General features: G+C 67.5%; 17 protein-coding genes and 1 pseudogene. 4 read left to right on the top strand and 14 right to left on the bottom strand.

What is annotated here, in order from left to right; genetic code table 11:
- Window positions 1–23: 23 nt before the first annotated feature.
- Complete coding sequence (locus tag ACFWO8_RS12820; protein WP_378948997.1) at window positions 24–614, bottom strand: TetR/AcrR family transcriptional regulator; 591 nt, start codon at window positions 612–614, stop codon at window positions 24–26.
- Between the two features lie 82 nt (window positions 615–696).
- On the opposite strand from ACFWO8_RS12820, the gene ACFWO8_RS12825 reads away from it, so the two are divergent.
- On the top strand, window positions 697–1,707 hold the full coding sequence (locus ACFWO8_RS12825) for a saccharopine dehydrogenase (protein WP_378949000.1): 1,011 nt from the start codon (window positions 697–699) through the stop codon (window positions 1,705–1,707).
- Between the two features lie 18 nt (window positions 1,708–1,725).
- Here ACFWO8_RS12825 and ACFWO8_RS12830 read toward each other — a convergent pair whose 3' ends face one another.
- Window positions 1,726–2,862 carry an epoxide hydrolase family protein gene (locus ACFWO8_RS12830; protein WP_378949003.1) on the bottom strand — a complete coding sequence of 379 codons (1,137 nt, stop codon included), beginning with the start codon at window positions 2,860–2,862 and terminating at the stop codon, window positions 1,726–1,728.
- Window positions 2,863–2,924: 62 nt separating this feature from the next.
- Between ACFWO8_RS12830 and ACFWO8_RS12835 the strand changes: the two genes are divergently transcribed.
- Window positions 2,925–3,917 carry a helix-turn-helix transcriptional regulator gene (locus ACFWO8_RS12835; RefSeq protein ID WP_378949006.1) on the top strand — a complete coding sequence of 331 codons (993 nt, stop codon included), beginning with the start codon at window positions 2,925–2,927 and terminating at the stop codon, window positions 3,915–3,917.
- Window positions 3,918–3,941: 24 nt separating this feature from the next.
- Here the strand turns inward: ACFWO8_RS12835 and ACFWO8_RS12840 are convergent, their stop codons facing one another.
- The 4 genes from ACFWO8_RS12840 to ACFWO8_RS12855 form a co-directional block, all read right to left on the bottom strand.
- Window positions 3,942–5,057, bottom strand: a complete 1,116-nt coding sequence (locus tag ACFWO8_RS12840; RefSeq protein WP_378949009.1) for a serine hydrolase domain-containing protein — start codon at window positions 5,055–5,057, stop codon at window positions 3,942–3,944.
- A gap of 116 nt (window positions 5,058–5,173) precedes the next feature.
- Window positions 5,174–5,602 carry a nitroreductase/quinone reductase family protein gene (locus tag ACFWO8_RS12845; RefSeq protein ID WP_378949012.1) on the bottom strand — a complete coding sequence of 143 codons (429 nt, stop codon included), beginning with the start codon at window positions 5,600–5,602 and terminating at the stop codon, window positions 5,174–5,176.
- Between the two features lie 47 nt (window positions 5,603–5,649).
- On the bottom strand, window positions 5,650–6,477 hold the full coding sequence (locus ACFWO8_RS12850; protein WP_378949015.1) for an alpha/beta fold hydrolase: 828 nt from the start codon (window positions 6,475–6,477) through the stop codon (window positions 5,650–5,652).
- Between the two features lie 301 nt (window positions 6,478–6,778).
- Window positions 6,779–6,979, bottom strand: a complete 201-nt coding sequence (locus tag ACFWO8_RS12855; protein WP_378949018.1) for a hypothetical protein — start codon at window positions 6,977–6,979, stop codon at window positions 6,779–6,781.
- Between the two features lie 845 nt (window positions 6,980–7,824).
- Here ACFWO8_RS12855 and rsgA point away from each other — a divergent pair.
- Both rsgA and ACFWO8_RS12865 read left to right on the top strand, forming a co-directional pair.
- Window positions 7,825–8,835 carry a ribosome small subunit-dependent GTPase A gene (gene rsgA, locus ACFWO8_RS12860; RefSeq protein ID WP_378949022.1) on the top strand — a complete coding sequence of 337 codons (1,011 nt, stop codon included), beginning with the start codon at window positions 7,825–7,827 and terminating at the stop codon, window positions 8,833–8,835.
- A gap of 95 nt (window positions 8,836–8,930) precedes the next feature.
- Window positions 8,931–9,446, top strand: a complete 516-nt coding sequence (locus ACFWO8_RS12865) for a GNAT family N-acetyltransferase (RefSeq protein WP_378949025.1) — start codon at window positions 8,931–8,933, stop codon at window positions 9,444–9,446.
- A 280-nt stretch (window positions 9,447–9,726) separates the two neighbouring features.
- Here ACFWO8_RS12865 and ACFWO8_RS12870 read toward each other — a convergent pair whose 3' ends face one another.
- From ACFWO8_RS12870 to ACFWO8_RS12905, 8 genes and pseudogenes are all read right to left on the bottom strand, one after another.
- Window positions 9,727–9,951, bottom strand: a complete 225-nt coding sequence (locus ACFWO8_RS12870; protein WP_378949028.1) for a Tn3 family transposase — start codon at window positions 9,949–9,951, stop codon at window positions 9,727–9,729.
- Between the two features lie 25 nt (window positions 9,952–9,976).
- A pseudogene (locus tag ACFWO8_RS12875) lies at window positions 9,977–10,410 on the bottom strand (DUF4158 domain-containing protein); the annotation flags it as partial.
- 205 nt (window positions 10,411–10,615) lie between these two features.
- The gene (locus ACFWO8_RS12880) at window positions 10,616–12,037 is read right to left on the bottom strand and encodes a three-helix bundle dimerization domain-containing protein (RefSeq protein ID WP_378949033.1); all 1,422 of its coding nucleotides are present in this window, start codon (window positions 12,035–12,037) and stop codon (window positions 10,616–10,618) included.
- A gap of 219 nt (window positions 12,038–12,256) precedes the next feature.
- Window positions 12,257–12,844 (bottom strand): DUF308 domain-containing protein, encoded by a 588-nt coding sequence (locus ACFWO8_RS12885; protein WP_378949036.1) that lies wholly within the window; start codon window positions 12,842–12,844, stop codon window positions 12,257–12,259.
- Complete coding sequence (locus ACFWO8_RS12890; protein WP_378949790.1) at window positions 12,841–13,236, bottom strand: hypothetical protein; 396 nt, start codon at window positions 13,234–13,236, stop codon at window positions 12,841–12,843. Before ACFWO8_RS12890 ends, ACFWO8_RS12885 begins: the two co-directional genes overlap by 4 nt.
- 62 nt (window positions 13,237–13,298) lie before the next feature.
- Window positions 13,299–14,540 carry a GNAT family N-acetyltransferase gene (locus ACFWO8_RS12895; protein WP_378949039.1) on the bottom strand — a complete coding sequence of 414 codons (1,242 nt, stop codon included), beginning with the start codon at window positions 14,538–14,540 and terminating at the stop codon, window positions 13,299–13,301.
- 45 nt (window positions 14,541–14,585) lie between these two features.
- A complete protein-coding gene (locus ACFWO8_RS12900; protein ID WP_378949042.1) occupies window positions 14,586–15,197 on the bottom strand; it encodes a 1,4-alpha-glucan branching protein in 612 nt (203 codons plus the stop codon).
- 5 nt (window positions 15,198–15,202) lie between these two features.
- Window positions 15,203–16,651 (bottom strand): S8 family serine peptidase, encoded by a 1,449-nt coding sequence (locus ACFWO8_RS12905; RefSeq protein WP_378949045.1) that lies wholly within the window; start codon window positions 16,649–16,651, stop codon window positions 15,203–15,205.
- Window positions 16,652–16,692: the final 41 nt, after the last annotated feature.

Below are 16,692 nucleotides of genomic sequence, written 5' to 3' on the forward strand. Positions count from 1 at the left end.
GGCGCTCACGGCCCGGCGAGTTGTCAGGTCCGCTTTCCCGCGCCGATGCTGCCCACGATCAGATCGGTCAGGGCCGAGACAGCTTCCTCGGCTGACGTCGCGCCCAGGTTCAGTTCCGCGGCCAGTGTCTCGGCCGCGCCGAGTACGCCGACGCAGCGCAGTCGGAGCGCCGCGGTGGTGAGCGACGAGAACGGGAGCAAGGTGGCCGCCATCCAGTCTCGGTAGCTGTCGAGCATGGCGTGCTGGATCGCCTGGACGTCCGGGTTCCCTTTCAGGGCGGCGGAAATCGCGTCGAACTCGGGCATGTCGGTCGCGCAGGCGAAGTAGGCGGCACTCATGACGCGGGCGATCTCGTCGACGGTGGGGGTGGCGGCGCGGGCGGCGTGTTCGGCGGCCAGGCGGTGGCGTTCGTCGAGTTGGCGGTACAGCGCGAGCAGGAGTTCGGGGCGGGTGCCGAAGTGGTCGTAGACGATCGGCCTGCTCACTCCCGCGGCCTCGGCGAGGGTGGCCAAGGTCAGGCCATCGGTGCCGTGCGCACGCACCAAGGTCAAGGCGGTGTCGAGCAGTTGCTCGCGTCTGGCCGGCTTCGCCAGTCGGCCCGATCGTGTGGTCATCGTCCTGCCTTGCGCCATTCCCTCAGTTTAGCTACAAAGAGTAAGTTACAACTTGTAGCTTAGTCGCTGGAGAGGATTCACCATGGAACAATCGGTACTGATCATGGGCGGGTCGGGGCAGGCCGGATCGGACACCGCCGCGCTGTTGCGCCGCTGGTATCCGACCCTGCCGTTGACCATCGCGGGCCGCGATCTCGGCCGCGCCCAACGGGTCGCCGACGAACTCGGCACCGCGACAGCGGTGACGATCGATCTGTCCCGCCGCGATCTCGGCCTCGCCGAGGACACCTACTCGGCGGTGATCGCGACACTCTGGGACGACCGGCTCAACGGCCTGCACTACGCGCAGGACCACGGACTGCCCTACCTCAGCATCTCCAGCGGCCTCCTCGACATCGGCCCGGAGATCATCGCGGGCGCGCAAAGGTCGACTGCGGCACCGGTTCTGGTCGCCAGCCACTTGATGGCGGGAATCGTCGTGCTCGCCGCACTGGATTCCGCGCGCGAGTTCGACCGAGTCGACACGGTCCGCGTCGGTGTCGCCCTCGATGACACCGACACCGGCGGACCCGCGGGAGTCGCCGACCTGGAGCGCTGGTCGGCGGTCACGTCAGCGGGTCTGGTGCGGCGCGACGGCGTCTTCACCTGGCTCGCCGAAGCCGACGCCCGGGCGGACGTGCACACCCTCGACGGCACCGCGCTGCCTGGTCAGAGCATCCCGGTTCTCGATGTGCCGAGCCTGGCGCTGGCGACCGGCGCACCGAACGTCCGAGTCGACTTCGCGGTCGGCGAGACCCCGAGTAGACGTCGCGGCGAACCTGCCTGCATCGAGATCAGGATCGATCTCGCCGGAACCGACCGGACCGGCGAACCGCTCGACAGGGCACAGCATCTCGTCCATCGGGAGGGGCAGCGACCGCTGACCGCCCTCGGCATCGCACTCGGCGTCGAACGACTGCTCGGCCTGCGCGGCGATCGGCCCGCACCGGGCATCCACACTCCTGAAGCATTGGTCGACCCTGCCTACGCGGTCGAGCGGCTGAGCGAGATCGGGGCCGCGTGGCATCGAGTCAGCGGTGGCCCCCGGCCATGACCAGGGGCCACCGAGCCCCTACCGCAACGAACGGAAGAACTCGCGCACATCGCCGATCAGCAGGTCGGGCGCTTCCATCGCGGCGAAGTGCCCGCCGCGCTCGTATTCGGTCCAGCGAACGAGGTTGTTCTGTTTCTCGGCGATACCGCGAATCGTGGTGTCGCCGGGGAAGACCGCGACAGCGGTCGGCACTCCGGAGCTGGGCAGGTCGGCGCCCCACTGCAGGGATTCCTTGTACAGGCGCATCGAGGAGCCGACAGTGCCGGTGAACCACAGGATCGCAGTCTCGGCGAGCATGGCGTCGCGGTCGAGGGAATCCTCGGGCAGCGCGGCGGCCGGGTCCTTGTAGGTGTTGACGACATCGACGATCCAGGCGAGCAGGCCCGCGGGCGAATCGGTGAGCGCGTGGGCCAGGGTTTGCGGGCGGGTGCTGTGCACGCCCGCGTAGGCGGAGGTTTCGTTGCTGCTCCAATCTTGGAGTGCGGCAAGCTTTTCCTGATCCTGCTCGGTGTATCCCGCGCCGTCGTCATTCCATGAAGGGATGGTGATCGCGGCGTTGAGGTGCACGCCGGCGACTCGTTCGGTGTCGACGCGGCCCAGGTGTGGGGCGATGAACGAGCCCGCGTCGCTGCCTTGCGCGCCGTAGCGTTCGTAGCCGAGTTCGCTCATCAGCGCGGCGATCAGGTCGGCGGACCGCTCCGTCGCGGCCTGGCCGGGTTGGTGTGTGGATCCGGAGAAACCGAAACCGGGCAGGGTCGGGATGACGACGTCGAAGGCGTCGCGCGGGTCGCCGCCGTGCGCGCGCGGGTCGGTCAGCGGCCCGATCGTCGCACCGAAGTCGGTGAACGGCCAGCCGTGGACGAGAACCAGCGGCAGTGCGTCCGGTTCGGGTGAGCGGACGTGGGTGAAGTGCAGGCGCTGTCCGTCGATCTCGGTGACGAACTGCGGGTGGGCGTTGCGCGCGGTTTCGGCGGCACGCCAGTCGAAACCGGTCCGCCAGTAGTCGGCGAGATCGCGCAGGTAGGTGGTGGGCAGGCCGTAGGTCCAGCCGGTGCCGGGTAGGTCCTCGGCCCAGCGGGTGCGGGCGAGGCGCTCGTGCAGGTCGTCGAGGTCGGACTGCGGGATGTCGATCTGGAAGCTGTCGATGTCGCTCATACCGGCAACGCTAGAGATTACTTAGGTCAGTATCGTTCCTAAGTTCACGGCATGATGGAGAAATGGCTGAAACATCCGCCCGGCTGCTCCGACTGCTGTCGCTGTTGCAGACCCACCGCGCGTGGTCCGGCGCCGAACTCGCGATCAGGCTCGATGTCACCGCGCGCACCGTGCGCCGCGATGTGGAGCGGCTGCGCGGACTGGGGTATCCGGTGCAGGCGTTGCAGGGCAGCGCGGGGTATCGGTTGGGAGCTGGTGCGTCGATGCCACCGCTGCTGCTCGACGACGAGGAAGCCGTGGCTGTCGCGGTCGGCTTGCGCACCACCTCGGGCGGCACCGTCACCGGCATCGAGGACGCGTCGTTGCGCGCGCTCACCAAGCTGGAACAGGTGTTGCCGTCTCGGCTGCGGCATCGGCTGACAACCTTGCAGCAGTCGATGGTGCGGGTCGCCGCCGAAGCGCCGCGGGTGTCGTCCGAGACGTTGCTGACGATCGCGGAAGCCTGCCGGCGCCACGAGCGTTTGCGGTTCGACTACACCGACCACGCCGGTCACACGTCGCGCCGCGATGTCGAACCCGATTCGCTGGTCAATGTGAGCAGGCACTGGTATCTGGTCGGTTGGGATATCGACCGGACGGATTGGCGGTCGTTCCGCATCGACCGACTCCAGCCGCGTGTCCCGACGGGCCCACGATTCACCCCGCGCCCATTACCCGACGGCGACGCGGCGACCTATCTGTCACACAGGCTGTCGGTCGCGTCGTGGCCGTGGCGCACTGTCGTCACCCTGCACGGGTCGGCCACCGAGCTGGCCGATCGTGTCTGGCCGGGAATGGGTGTCCTCGAAGCGGTCGACGACATCAGCTGCCTGCTGCACCTGGGTGCCGACTCCCCTGCCTCGCTGGCCTGGATGATCACCGCGCTGGATATCGGATTCACCGTCACCGACCCGCCGGAGCTCATCACGGCGCTGCGAACGGTGAGCGAGCGCTGCCGTGACGCGATAGTGAATGCACCCGATGCCGATTTGCATCCTGTGCCACCTGCGCGCTGACCGTCGACCAACGAGGTGGGATGCTCACTCACACAGCGCGTGAGTGAGCATCCCACCGAGATCGACCGAGGACGATTCGCCGGTGTGGACGATGGTGACCGCGCGGCCGGATCGGGTGGCGCCCGCGACGGTGGAGAAGCCGCGGACGCCGCCGATGTGGCCGACGTACTGGGCACCGCACGGCAGTTGGGTGTATCCGATGCCCAGACCGTAGGACATACCGTCACCGTTGCCCATGTCGATTCCGTCGAGCATCTGCCGCAGTTGGGGCTCGGGCACGACCTGACCGGCCAGCAGCGCGAGGAAGAACCGATTCACATCGGCGCCGGTGCTGACCAGCGCGCCCGATGTCCACGGCACCGACGGCTCCATCCTTGTCGTATCGGTGACGGTCCCGTCGACCGTGGTGTATCCGGTCGGGTGGGGATGGCGCAGCCCGGTTTCGCCGGTGGCAGGCAGGTAGGTGTTCGACAGGCCGAGCGGCGTCAGGATCCGGTCGCGTAGCTCGTCGATGTAGCGATGCCCGGTCACCGTCTCGATCAGCATGCCCGCGACGATGAAATTGATGTTGGTGTATTCGAATCGGCTGCCGGGCGCGAACTTCGCGGGGTGCTCCAGCGCCAGCGCGATCTCCTCGGCCGGGGTGAAGGTGCGGCCGTTCTTTGCCGCTTCGTGTTCGTCGAGATCCGGGGATCGGGCCGGTTCGGGCAGGCCACTGCGGTGGCCCAGGATCTGGCGCACGGTGATCGCGCGACCGTCCACACCGACACCGGTGAGCAATCCGGGCAGATACGTGTCGATGGACCGGTCGAGGTCGATGCGGTGCTCGGCCACCAGTTGCAGCACGATCGCGGCGGTGAAGGACTTGGTGACGCTGCCGATCCGCACATGCTGGGCAACGTCGGTAGCGATCGGAGTCGCTGCGGCGGTATCGCCGAGACCGGCGCCGACGACGGTGCTCACGCCGTTCCCGGTGAGCGTGGCGATGGCCCCGACGGCGCCCGAGCCGACCATCGAGTCGAGGTCGCCGCGCACGTTGTCCACGCGGGTTGCCGCGACGGGCTCGGCCTCGCTGGTCGTGCAGGCAGACAGGATCAGAGCGGCGGTGAGGATCGGCACGGTGAAGGTTCGACTACGCATGATCGAACGGTAGGAAGCCGAGGCACGCACACACAGTGGACTGCGGTACTACAGCACATCGGACCGGAGTAGTGGGGCAGGGCGCTTTCGGTCGCCCTGCCCGCGACATCACCTGATCAACCCCGCCGTAGTGCCAGCACCGGAATGGTGCGAATGCCCTTCGTCTTCTCCTCGTATCCGGCGAAACCGGGATACCGTCGCGCCTGCTCGGCGAAGAGGCGGTCACGTTCGGCACCGGTGACTTCGGTGACGGTGACCGCAAAGGTCTCGGTGCCGACCTCGGCTGCTGCTGTGCCCGCGGAGATGAGGTTGTAGTACCAGCCGGGATTGGTGGGAGCACCGGCTTTGGACGCGAAGACGTACATGACCTCGGCGTCGTTCTCGTCGGCCAGATACATCATCGGCGAGACCAATTCCCGGTCGGTGCGCCGCCCCCGATGATGCACCAGGGCCATCGGCGCACCCTCGAAGGGCCCGCCCACTCGCCCTTCGTTATCTCGGAACTCGGCGATGATCTTGCTGTTCCAGTCCTGCGATTCGCTCATGCCTGGCATCCTCTCCCCCCGACCCGCGCGTGTGCGAGTAACCACGCTCACGGCTCGTCGAGTACTTCTTGCAGGCGGGCGGCGAAGCTGACGGGGTCGTTGACGAATCCGATGTGGTCGCCAGGGAACAGGATTGGGTCGAGCCCGAGCGCCGATGCCAGTTCTCGTGCGGTGTGATCGCAGAACTGGCCGGTGGACTCGGCACCGATGCCGACGATCACGCGGGTGGGAATCGAGCGCAGCAACGGCGGGTCCGGTACCCACGCGGTGGTCGGGCGCAGTTCGTGGGCGAACCAGAATCGTTCGCTGGCCACCTGTCGAGGATCGCGGTCGCCGCCGAAGATCTGTTCGAACATCGGGTCCGGGAGGGGAATCTCGGCTTGGGCGAAGAACTTTCGCCAGGCGCCGATCACCTCGCCGGTGGCGTAGGTGGCGATGATGTCCTCGGTGACCGCACGCTGGGCGTCGGCGTCGGGGAGCAGTTCGCGCAGCGGCGGTTCGTGGGCCACGGCGGTGGTGACCAGGTCGGGGTTGGTCTGCGCCAGGGCCAGCGCGGTGACGGCGCCGCCGCTGGATCCGAAGACCACGGCCGGGCCCGCGTCGAGGTGGGTGATGAGCCGGGCGAGGTCCTCGGCGCGGGCGAGCACCGTCGAATCCTGGTTCGGGTCATCCAGGGGGCTGGCGTAATGGCCGCGCGGGTCGGTGGTGAGGACGGTGTTGGTGGTGGCGAGCTGTTCGGCGGCCGCGGCGAACGAGGCGGCGTTCATCGGAGCACCGACGAGGACGAGCAGCGGTCCCGCCCCACGGACCTCGTAGTACAGGCGGGCGTCCGGCACCACGAGGGTGCCGGTGGTGACGGCGGAACTGGCGGTCATGAGTCTCTCCCGGATCTCGGCTACAGGTAGCACTCATAGAGACGGTGCCTGCCGTGAGAACTCATCGCTCGCCGCGAAAATTCTTTCACGACAATATTATCCACAGGTCAGAGGGCTTTTCGTAGCCGATGACGGTTCAGTCGGCTGTCCAGGGTCGCCGTTTCCGGGTGGCTGTCGTCTCAGCGGCATGCGCAAGGTCGACGGCACCTGGTTGATCGCGCATGATCAGGTGTCGGTGCCGCTCGACATCCAGAGCGGAAAAGGTGTGCTCGACCTCGAGCCGTGAGGGTGGGCGGGCCGCCTACCGGCGGTGGCGGAGTTCGTCGGCGCGAGCACGCAGTGTTCCGGCGACCAGTTCGCGGCCCTCGTGTGCCAGATCGACCAGCTCGCGGGCGCTCTCGCGTCCCGCGTCGCCCAAGATGCCGGCGATCGCGGTACCCGCTCGGCGCGCCGCGATGGACAGTTCGTTGATCAGTTCTCGACCGGGATCGAATTTGTCCATCTCCGTGGGACTCCATTCGCAGTGCAGGCCAGCTCGGATATCTGACAACCTCAGTGTACAGTCGTGCACTGAATTCGTGTCAAGTCCCCGGCGCGATATCCGGCCGAGTGGGGGTCGCCGTAGTATTCGCCGAAAATCGGGCGGATATCGCGTAATTCGCTGGTAGAGATCGATTTTCGTCCCCGACCCCAAGCGTGTGGCGGCTTATCGCCTTGTGACGCGGCAGGATATGTTATCCGCGTTCGAGGTGGCGGTAGATGGTTGTGCGGGAGACGCCGAATGTGGTGTGCGTCGATTTGGGAGTCGTCCTTCTGCCCGCGTGTGGACACTCGTGCGTATCCGAACCGTCCCACGCGCGGAACTGTCCCATAAGCTGCCCACTTTCCTGACGGTGTCGACCCGGCTGGTCTTGGGTCGAAAACGATCGTTTCGTCCCGTCGCGGCCGCGACGGGACGGCCCCGCTCTCGCGCCGTGGCCGTAGCGCTCTCCCTCATATGAAGACGTTCACAATCTGCTGGCGGGGATCGTCGCCGCGTGTTAGTTTGGCTCGTCCGTGTTTGACCTGGAGTGCGAGAGAATGGGAGGTGAGTTGATGTTTGCGGTGAAGACCGCTGCGGTGCGCAGCGCCCGGACCATCCTCACGTCCCGGGTCCCGGTCTAACCCGATACCCATTGCCGGTAGTCGCCCCGAGCTGTGCTCGCGGTGTCGCTGCTGGTGGGTTCGTATCCGAGCGGGGCTCCTTTATCCAAGGGTCTCACCTTGCATTCACCTCATCTTTCTTCCACTTCTTCATCGTCTTCGCGAGAGCTGTCCGCGCTCGGCTGGGACGAGACGTTCGCTGCGATGTTCGCTGAACACGCCGCCGCCGGGCTGATACCGGCCCGTATCGTCCGGGTCGACCGCGGCCGATGTGACACCCTCACCGCCTCGGGTCCGGTGCGCGCCGATAGCAGTGCGCTGAGCGGGGCGGACCGCGAGCACATCGTGTGCACCGGAGACTGGGCCGCGCTACGCCCGGGACCGCAACCACTGGTGGTGGCATTGCTGCCTCGCCGTACCGCGATCACTCGCGCGTCCTCGGACCGCACCTCCCAGCAACAAGTGCTCGCGGCCAACGTCGACACCGTCGTCATCGCGGTCTCGCTGGCGGCACCGGTCAACGCGGGCCGCATCGAGCGGCTGCTGGCGCTGGCTTTCGACAGCGGTGCCCGGCCGGTCATCGTGTTGACCAAGGCCGATCTGGCTGAGCACCCCGGTACGGACGAGGCCGTGGTGGCCGCGCTGGCTCCCGGCGTTGACATCCTCACTACCAGCGCCGCTACCGGTGTGGGCCTCGAGAGGCTGGCCGCGACCGTGACCGGGACCGCGGTGCTGCTGGGTCCGTCCGGGGCCGGTAAGTCGAGTCTGGCCAATGCGCTGCTGGGCCGAGAACACATGGGCACCAACGAGGTTCGCGCCGTCGATGGAAAGGGCCGCCACACCACCGTGCATCGCGAATTGTTGGCCTTGCCCGATGGTGGGGTGCTCATCGATACTCCGGGCCTGCGGGGCATCGGCGTTCAGGATGTCGCCGACGGGGTCGGGCAGGTGTTCGCCGAGATAGAGGCCTATGCCCGCGGCTGCGCCTTCAATGACTGCGAACACCGCAGCGAGCCCGGGTGCGCGGTGCAGGACGCGGTCGTGACCGGCGAGTTGGACCTGGGGCGGCTGGATCGGTACCGCAAACTGATGCGGGAAAGCCAGTGGGCGGCCACCCGCGGTGACTCCCGCCAGAGCGGCAAACGCAGCAAGACCGTCAAGGCGATCACACGGGACCTGCGCGCGACCTACCAATTCCGCGACCGCCAGCGCTGACACCGGCGTGCCCGTCCGTGCCCGCGGGCCCGGGCCGGACGGGGTTACTGGATGTCTTGTCTCACAACATCATTCAACACAGGAAGACAACAATCATGAGTACTCGTAACGACTGGACCACTCGCGCCGAGACCAGCGCCGATATCGCCGCGATCCGCGAGATCAACCTTGCCGCGTTCGACACCGCCGAAGAGGCCGACCTCATCGACGCGCTGCGGGAGGACCCCGCCTGGATCGACGGACTCTCGCTCGTCACTCTCGACGACACCGGCGCCCTCGTTGGCTATGTACTGCTGACCCGCGCGCACATCGGTGATACCCCGGCACTGTGCCTGGGACCGTGTGCGGTCCTGCCCCAGTACCAGAAGACCGGCGTCGGATCGACCGCGATCCGCGCCGCTTTCGAGGCCGCCCAGGCCAGGGGTGAGCATTTCGTCACCGTCCTCGGGCATCCCGAGTACTACCCGCGTTTCGGGTTCACCCGCGCCAGCACCCACGGCGTCACCATGAAGATGTCCGTCCCTGACGACGCGCTGATGGTACTGAGCCTGGACACCGAACCCCTGCCCAGTGGCGTCATCCGCTACGCGGCAGCCTTCGGCGACATCTGAACACTCCCGTCCGGCCGGTAACCCGGCGATCCCCGGGGCTCGTCTGCGCACCCGCAAGCGAGCCCCGGCGGTATGCCGCGACACGAACACAGGACCGGATGAACACTGACATCGACTCGATCAATCGCGTCGAGACCCGCACCGCCACACTGTGTTCAAGTGACTCGGAGGTAGACGGGACCTGATCGCGGAGCCGACCGGCCGTGCTCAGAACAAGGTGTCGCGCACACGCAACGGCCGGTAACCGGTCGGTCCAAGCTGAGCGAGTTCGGCGTCGACATCAACCTCGATCGCGCTCGACCGCGAGCCCATAATATTCTGTGGTCCAGGCGACTACGGCGTTCGTGGCCAGGGTCAGTTCGGTTTGGTCCTCCAGATGACGAGCCCGGATCATGCCTTCGTGGGCATAGAGCAGGTCGCGGCGCAGCGCGTGCAAGGATTCGCCCTTGTTGAGCTCTTGCCAGTCCTCGCCGGAGCGGCCGCGCACGGCCAGCTCCCGCTGCATCCTCCGTTCGGCCGTGCTGAACTGGCCGGAACAGCAGGGTCGGCGAATCGTGCTCCATCGCCCGCGCCAGCAGGAACTCGTCGAGTTCCTTCAGCTCCATCGTCCCGGCCGGCCGCCAGCTCAGATACTGCGCCACCAGGCGCACGTGCTCGGTCCGGGTCTTGGCTCGCTTGCCGTACGAACGAAGCTGCGCCGCATCGACATTCAGCTGCTCGGCCAACCGAGCCACCGCGACCTGCGGCGCTGTGGTCAGCCTGTCGGAAACGAAGCCGAGCCACGGCAATGTGCACAGCGCGAGGGCGAGTCCCAGCCGGTCCGCTGGTCCGCGACCGCGGCCGGGGTCGACGAACGCCACGTCAGCAGGCGTAAGCGTGAAGAACCGGAACAGTTCCTCGCGGCTGATCTCCGGGAACCCCGCAGACGCTCCAGTTCCTCATCCGCGAACACCCGTGTCGCCACGAACCCCAGCCTCCAGCACGCCGGCCAACCTCATCGGCCGCTAAGCCGACCACCAAACATCCTGCGCCGCAGGCCAACCGCGAACTCAAACACCAGGAGCTACGCCATATCCGCCCGATTTTCGGCGAATACTACGGTGACCCCGAGTGGGAAGAACGCGAGTGCCGCACAGCCGATAGCTGCGCGGCACCGGTGTGAGACGGGTTCAGTTGTAGGAGTTGGCCACTCCGTCGAGCAGGTGCTCGAGCGTCTCGTAGGCAGGCACGTCGACCACGTCGATCAGGTCGGCGGCCACGGGGACCGAACGTTCGGCGGCGATCGAGGTGAACTGGGCGGTGTCGCCGGTGCGGAAACCGTGGTCGGCGGCCAGGCGACGCAGTTCGGGGTTGTCGGTGAGTAGTTTGCCGATCTTGTCGCCGGTGGCGTTCAGCGGGACGAGGGTGTGGCTCGACAGGACCGTCGGGGTCGGGTAGGTCAGCACCATGTCGGGCTTGATCCGGCCCTCGCCCGCCGCTTCGACGAACTGTGCCTCGTAGATGCAGACCAGTGGCATCGGGCCCATCCCGTTGGTGAGGTACTGGTTGAACGGTCCGTCGCTGCTGTTGTCGGTGTAGCCCTGGGCGAGGAACAGTTTCGACAGCGCGGGCAGCACGTGCTGTTCGGCGGTGGCGCCGCGCACGATGGTGTGGTCGTTGGCGACGTAGCTGGCGATCGACAGGTACATGGCCGCGGAGTTGGAGCTGCGCGGGTCGGTGGTGGAGACGAGGATGTTCTTGGCGACCGGGTAGGTGGTGTTGTCGGGCAGGTCGTCCCACTGCACACCGGTTCCGGCCAGCTCCAGGTACTTGTTCATGTCGAACGTCGCGACCGGTCCGGGCTTGATCACCCCGGCCGCCGTCAGCAGGTCCGCGATCGGCCGAAAGGTGGCGATCGCGATCGGTGACGAGAACGGCGTGTATTTGGTGGTGATGTTGCGTTGACGCTGGATTCGTTCCGCGGCCGGAATGCTCGACGGGAACGCGAAATCGAAGGCGCCGAGGTCGACGGTGGTCGCGATCTGCCGCGAACCGGCCGGTTCGACCTGAACACGGATACCGTTGTCGGCGAGCACCTGCACCACGCGCTCGTCGGCGAAGAACGCCATCTTCTCCGACCCGACGACCCCACGCACCACAGTCGGTGCCGCGACAGGAGCGCCGGCCGGAGCATCGGCACCACCGGGCAACAGCACTACCCCGGCGACAACCCCGGCGACGACCACGGCCGCGCCGATCGACAACGGCACCACCGCACGCCTGCTCACCGACCGCTTCGCCTGCTCCTCGGTCGTGTTCGACTCGCGCGCGATCAGCTCGGAGGCCCGCACGCTGGCCGCGGGGGCCGGGACCCGCACCGTAGGATCGGGATCGGCGAGTTCACGCCGGACGATCCGCTCGACCAGAATCGGCACGAACTCCCGGATCGGGTTACCGCGGAAACGATGGTGCGCGGCGCCTACCGCCGACGTCACCTGGTCGACGGGGACGTTCTCGGACAGGTCTTCGACCAAACTCTCGGTCATGCGCCGCATGGCCAGCTTTTCACGCTGGACGGCATCGGCAGCTACGCCGGGGACTACGCGCGACACACTTTTCTCCTGGGCTCACATCGGGCTGCGGAATCGGCGCGCCGAACAGGGCCTCCCGTGCGCACGCCGCGGGCCACGCTACCGGCGCGCAGCACAGTTACCCCAGCTGTGAGCGAGGGTGCGCACAGAGTTCAGCGCGCGCTCGACTGCCCGCAATGTCGCGTTGTCCCCGAGTTCGCGTAAACCTCCAATAACGAACTCGCAGTGTGTGATTCGCTACTAGAGCTCGGTCGCGGCCCGAACCGGTGGCACCTGATCCTCGTGCGCGGACCCGTGCGCCGCGTGCAGAGCCGCCCGCCCGAGCCCGCCGGCGAGCAGTTCCATGACACCGATCACGACCAGCCCAGCACCGGCCATCGTGGCCAGCCCCGTGACCGTCTGGAAGGTGATCGCGATGATAGTGATACCGATCGCGGCGGTGGCGAGCCCGCACACTTCGTGCGCCCAGCCGTCGACGATGCTGTCGTCCCACGCCGCGACCAGCGCCTGCACGATGCCGCGCACCGACCAGCCGATGCCGATCCACAGCGCGAGCAGTTCGATATTGCCGCCGTGGAAGACCAGCCCCGCCAATATCCCCGTGAGCCCAGCGCTGATCAGCACCAGCACCCGCAGCAAGAACGCGATCCGCGCCATCATCGCCAGATACGCCTGCACCGCGGTGCTCAGGACCAGCGAGATCCCGAACAGCATCGCCAGCGTCGATTCGTCGCGCCCCGGCCACAGCAGCAGCGCCACACCCAGCGCGAACGCGCACCCACCGGCGACGAGCATCGCATTCCGGGTCCGATCAGCGCTGCGGGTCATGCCAGCCGCTCCAGCAGGTAGGGCGAGGTCCGGCTGACCGGATTCTCCGCAACCCGCTCCGGTGTCCCCTGCGCCGCGATCCAGCCTCCCTGCCCACCACCTCCCAAGTCGGTCACGTGGTCGGCGCAGGCGCCGGGCCACGACGCGATGGCGCCTTCGCGGATGCTCAGCGACCGGCCCGGCAACCGTCGGGCATACAGAGCCACCGACTCCAGGTATCGGCGTTGCGGTTCCACGTAGCGAGTGCCGAATGCCAGCGACGACTTGCCCGAACCCGAAAGGCCGGTGAATTCGACCAGGGCATTTCGCGGCATGTCCGTGTCGACAGCACGCAGATTGTGGACCCGGGCGCCACGCACCCGAACCGAAGAATCGACCTCGTGCGAATCCACAGCTACCTACCGTACTCCCGAGGCCGCGACCTTCGGGGCGAACGCGCCTGTCGTCGCGGCGCCTAGAAGAACCAACCCAATTGCGGCGCACGGTCGGCGACGAACGCTTCGTCGAACGCACGCAGCACCATCGGATCCTCGACCGCGATCCGATGCGCGGCGGCGAAAGTGCTCGCGCGCTGCCCACCGAAGTAGAGGGCGCCGAGAATGTTGATGTCGAAGCCGAGAGTCGCCGGCCGGGTGGTCGGCTCGCACTCGGCGATGCCGTCGCGGATCCGCAGGGCGAAGTTCCCGCCGGCGTCACGGAACGGGTCGTGCACCGCCACGACGGTGTCGAGGTCGGCGCGGTAGGTGCGGGCGGTCAAGGCGGCGGGTACGTCCATGACCCGCGCCCACAGTGCGTCGCCGCGGTGGGTCACCTGCACCGTGCGCGGGTCGGTGAGCATGTAGGCGAGCGGATCGTCGTCGGCGATCTCGGCTTCGACGGTGTCGACGAGGTCCATGCCGAGCAGCACCCGCCACAGCGCGGCGTGCGCGTCGGGGGTCACGGCACGGAATTCCCAGACCGAGGCGATGCCACAGTCCGCACGCCTGGAGCGCCGAAACAGGGCGTAGCCGTCGGCGTGGAGCAGCACGAACAGTGTCGTCGCACCTTGGCGGTGACGCTCCACATCAGCGAAGAACAGGTCCCACTTGGCATCCGGACGACCCTGCGCCCCCGATGTCACTTTCTGCCAGCGCTCGTAGATCTCGCGAATACGCGGGGCGGCGTCGGCCAGTGTCTCCAAAGTGACGCCACCGGGATCAGGTGTGGTTGACCGGAATTCGGCCCGGCGCGTATCGATGGACACCGCGGTCTCGAGAATGGCCACCTCGTACCCGAACCGCCCGTATATCGTGCCCTCACTGGCAGTGAAGATCGTCAACGGCAACCCATCGGCCTCGGTCCGAGCATGCTGGGCCGCATAGAGCTCGCGCAAGATCCCCCGCCGCCGATGCGTCGGCGCCACCGCGACACCCGACACCCCACACGCCCGCACCGACCGCTCCCCCGGCACCGTGACCGTCATCGTCCGATCGACCGTATGCCCCACGATCCGGTCACCCTCCACCGCGACCAACGACCGCTCGACCGGAAAAATATCTCCCCGGAACTCGTTCTCATCACCCCCGTACCGCATGCCGAACCCGGCCTCCTGCAACCCCGTAATCGCAGCCGCGTCCGCCTGAGTACCCGCCCGAACGCAAACACTCTTCACCGATGCCATCCCCGTACCCTCCCACGCCACCCGGCCTCGCCACATCTGGTTTTCGACCCGATATGGCGTGTCGCGGAGCCGCTGCAACGTCTATTCGGTCAGCACAGTGATCAACTCGACGACCGGGCCCAGCACGGAGGGCGCGGAGACGGCGCCTGCCCCGCCGAGTCGCGCGGCTGTGGGCGCGCGATGGAATCGCACGACAGCGAACCCGAGGGGAACGTCGGTGTGCGCGACACCGTCCACACCGATGCCGATATCACCGTCAATGAGTTTCTGCTCGGCCTGCGTCACAATGACCGTCGGATCTGTCGTGTCGCTGAGGCTCTGAGCCTGAGCCGTCGTCCGATCTGTCAGCAGAGCCCCGATGGCACCGATCGCTACCGGATCGCGGGTGGCGTCGTAGATCCAGCGGCAGCCGAGAACTCCATGCTCGGCTGTGCCGAGTAGCGCTGACTCACCGCCCGGGAGCGGTGCCCCACGATAGGTCAACGGCACCTGATACAACACCTGGTCAGCACCGGAATCATCGACAAACAACAGGAATTCGATACCCACCTCGCCGACAGGATCGTCGAGCCGGAATCCGCCGGCTTTGTGTATCTGTGGAATCGTGCCCTGATACCACTGCCGACTGGGCAACCACGCCGCGACGATATCGAGCTTGGACGGGGTAACGCTGGTCTGGTGGATGACAGCCATAGCGGTCAGCCTTTCGCGGTCATGGCCCGCAGGTCGGGGAGGGTGCCGATGCGTTGGGTGTTGGGGCGGGTCGGGGCGGGGGTTTGGGGGGAGCCTGTGGTGCGCAGGAGGGTTCTGATCTGGTCGGGGGTTGCGCGGCCGGGGCCGTGGGTGCGGATGCCCTGGTAGGCGGCGATGGCGCCGACGACGATCGGGGAGGCGCTGGAGGTGCCGCTGAATTCGTCGGTGTACCAGAGGTCTTCGTCGGGGCCGCCTTGGAGGTCGCCGTAGCCGGTGGTGGTGACTTCGCGACCCCAGCCTTGGGCGTCGAGGCGGGCGCCGTGGTTGGAGAAGTCGAGGCGGGAGCGGGCGGGGCCGTGGTCTCGGCCGTGCAGGCCCGGCGGTGGGGCGCCCGCGCCGACCAGGATGGCGCCGGAGTCGGCGAGGCCGGCGCGGAACGGGTTGTGCCAGGTGGCGGGGAAGTCGCCGGGGCGGGTGTCGTAGACCGCGTCGTCGAGGTTCTCGCCGCCGTTGCCCGCCGCTTCGACGACGACGACGCCGCGGCTCACGGCGTAGCGGATGGCAGCGAGGTCGTCGGGCCACCATTCGACGGCGATGTAGCCGCGCTGATCGGGGGTGCCCCGGTAGTCGAATCGTGGTCCGGGACGGTGCAATTCGATCAGAACGATGTCGCCGGGGTTCAGGGCGTCGGCTGCGGAGCGGATCGCGGCGGCCGAGCCGATACCGAAGATGGAGATGGCTCTGATGTGGGCTTCGGGTGCGATTCCGGTGACACCGACGGCGTTGAGGTCGCCGCTGATCTCACCGGCCACGGCGGTGCCGTGATTGCGCCAACCCAGATCGGCCGATGCGGTGCCACCGATCACCCCGCCTTGGTTCTGGCGCAGATCCTCGTGGGTGAACCGCCACGCACCCTCGACGTCGATCACCCGCACGCCGGTGCCGAGCCCGCCGGGCCGACCGTGCGCCCACACCGCGTCGATGCCGTTCGGCGCGGCATCCAGATAGGCCTGCCTGACCCGGAAATCGGGTGTCACTGCGGGAGCGCGCGGTGCGACGATGTTCTGTGCGAGGGGTGCCAGCGGCGGTTCGGCCGCGGGCTTCACATAGGCGGCGGCGACGGTGTCGTCCTCGCGTAGCCGGTGCGCGAGCTCACCGAGGTCGCCCAGCTCACCGTGCACCGCGTAGAAACTGAGGTACTCCCCCGCGACCGGCGCCTGCGGCGTGTCGGCCAGTCTGCCCGCGAGCCGGTTGTCCGGACCGAAGATCGGCACCAGGCGTGCCGTGCCGGGTAGCAATTCATCGACCCTGGTGCGGACGGATCGGTTCTCGCGCAGGGCGGCCGGGGTGATCTCCGGGCCGGTCGGCGTGGTGATGACGATCAGTTCGCCCGGCGGGACCGCGGGTGCGGGCACCCCTGATCGGCGCTGCCTGCTGGATCGAGTGGAGGCCATGGCTACCAGTCAACCGCGCGCCACGCCTGCCCGCTACTGTT

Source organism: Nocardia sp. NPDC058480 (assembly GCF_042720495.1).
Taxonomy (GTDB): domain Bacteria; phylum Actinomycetota; class Actinomycetes; order Mycobacteriales; family Mycobacteriaceae; genus Nocardia.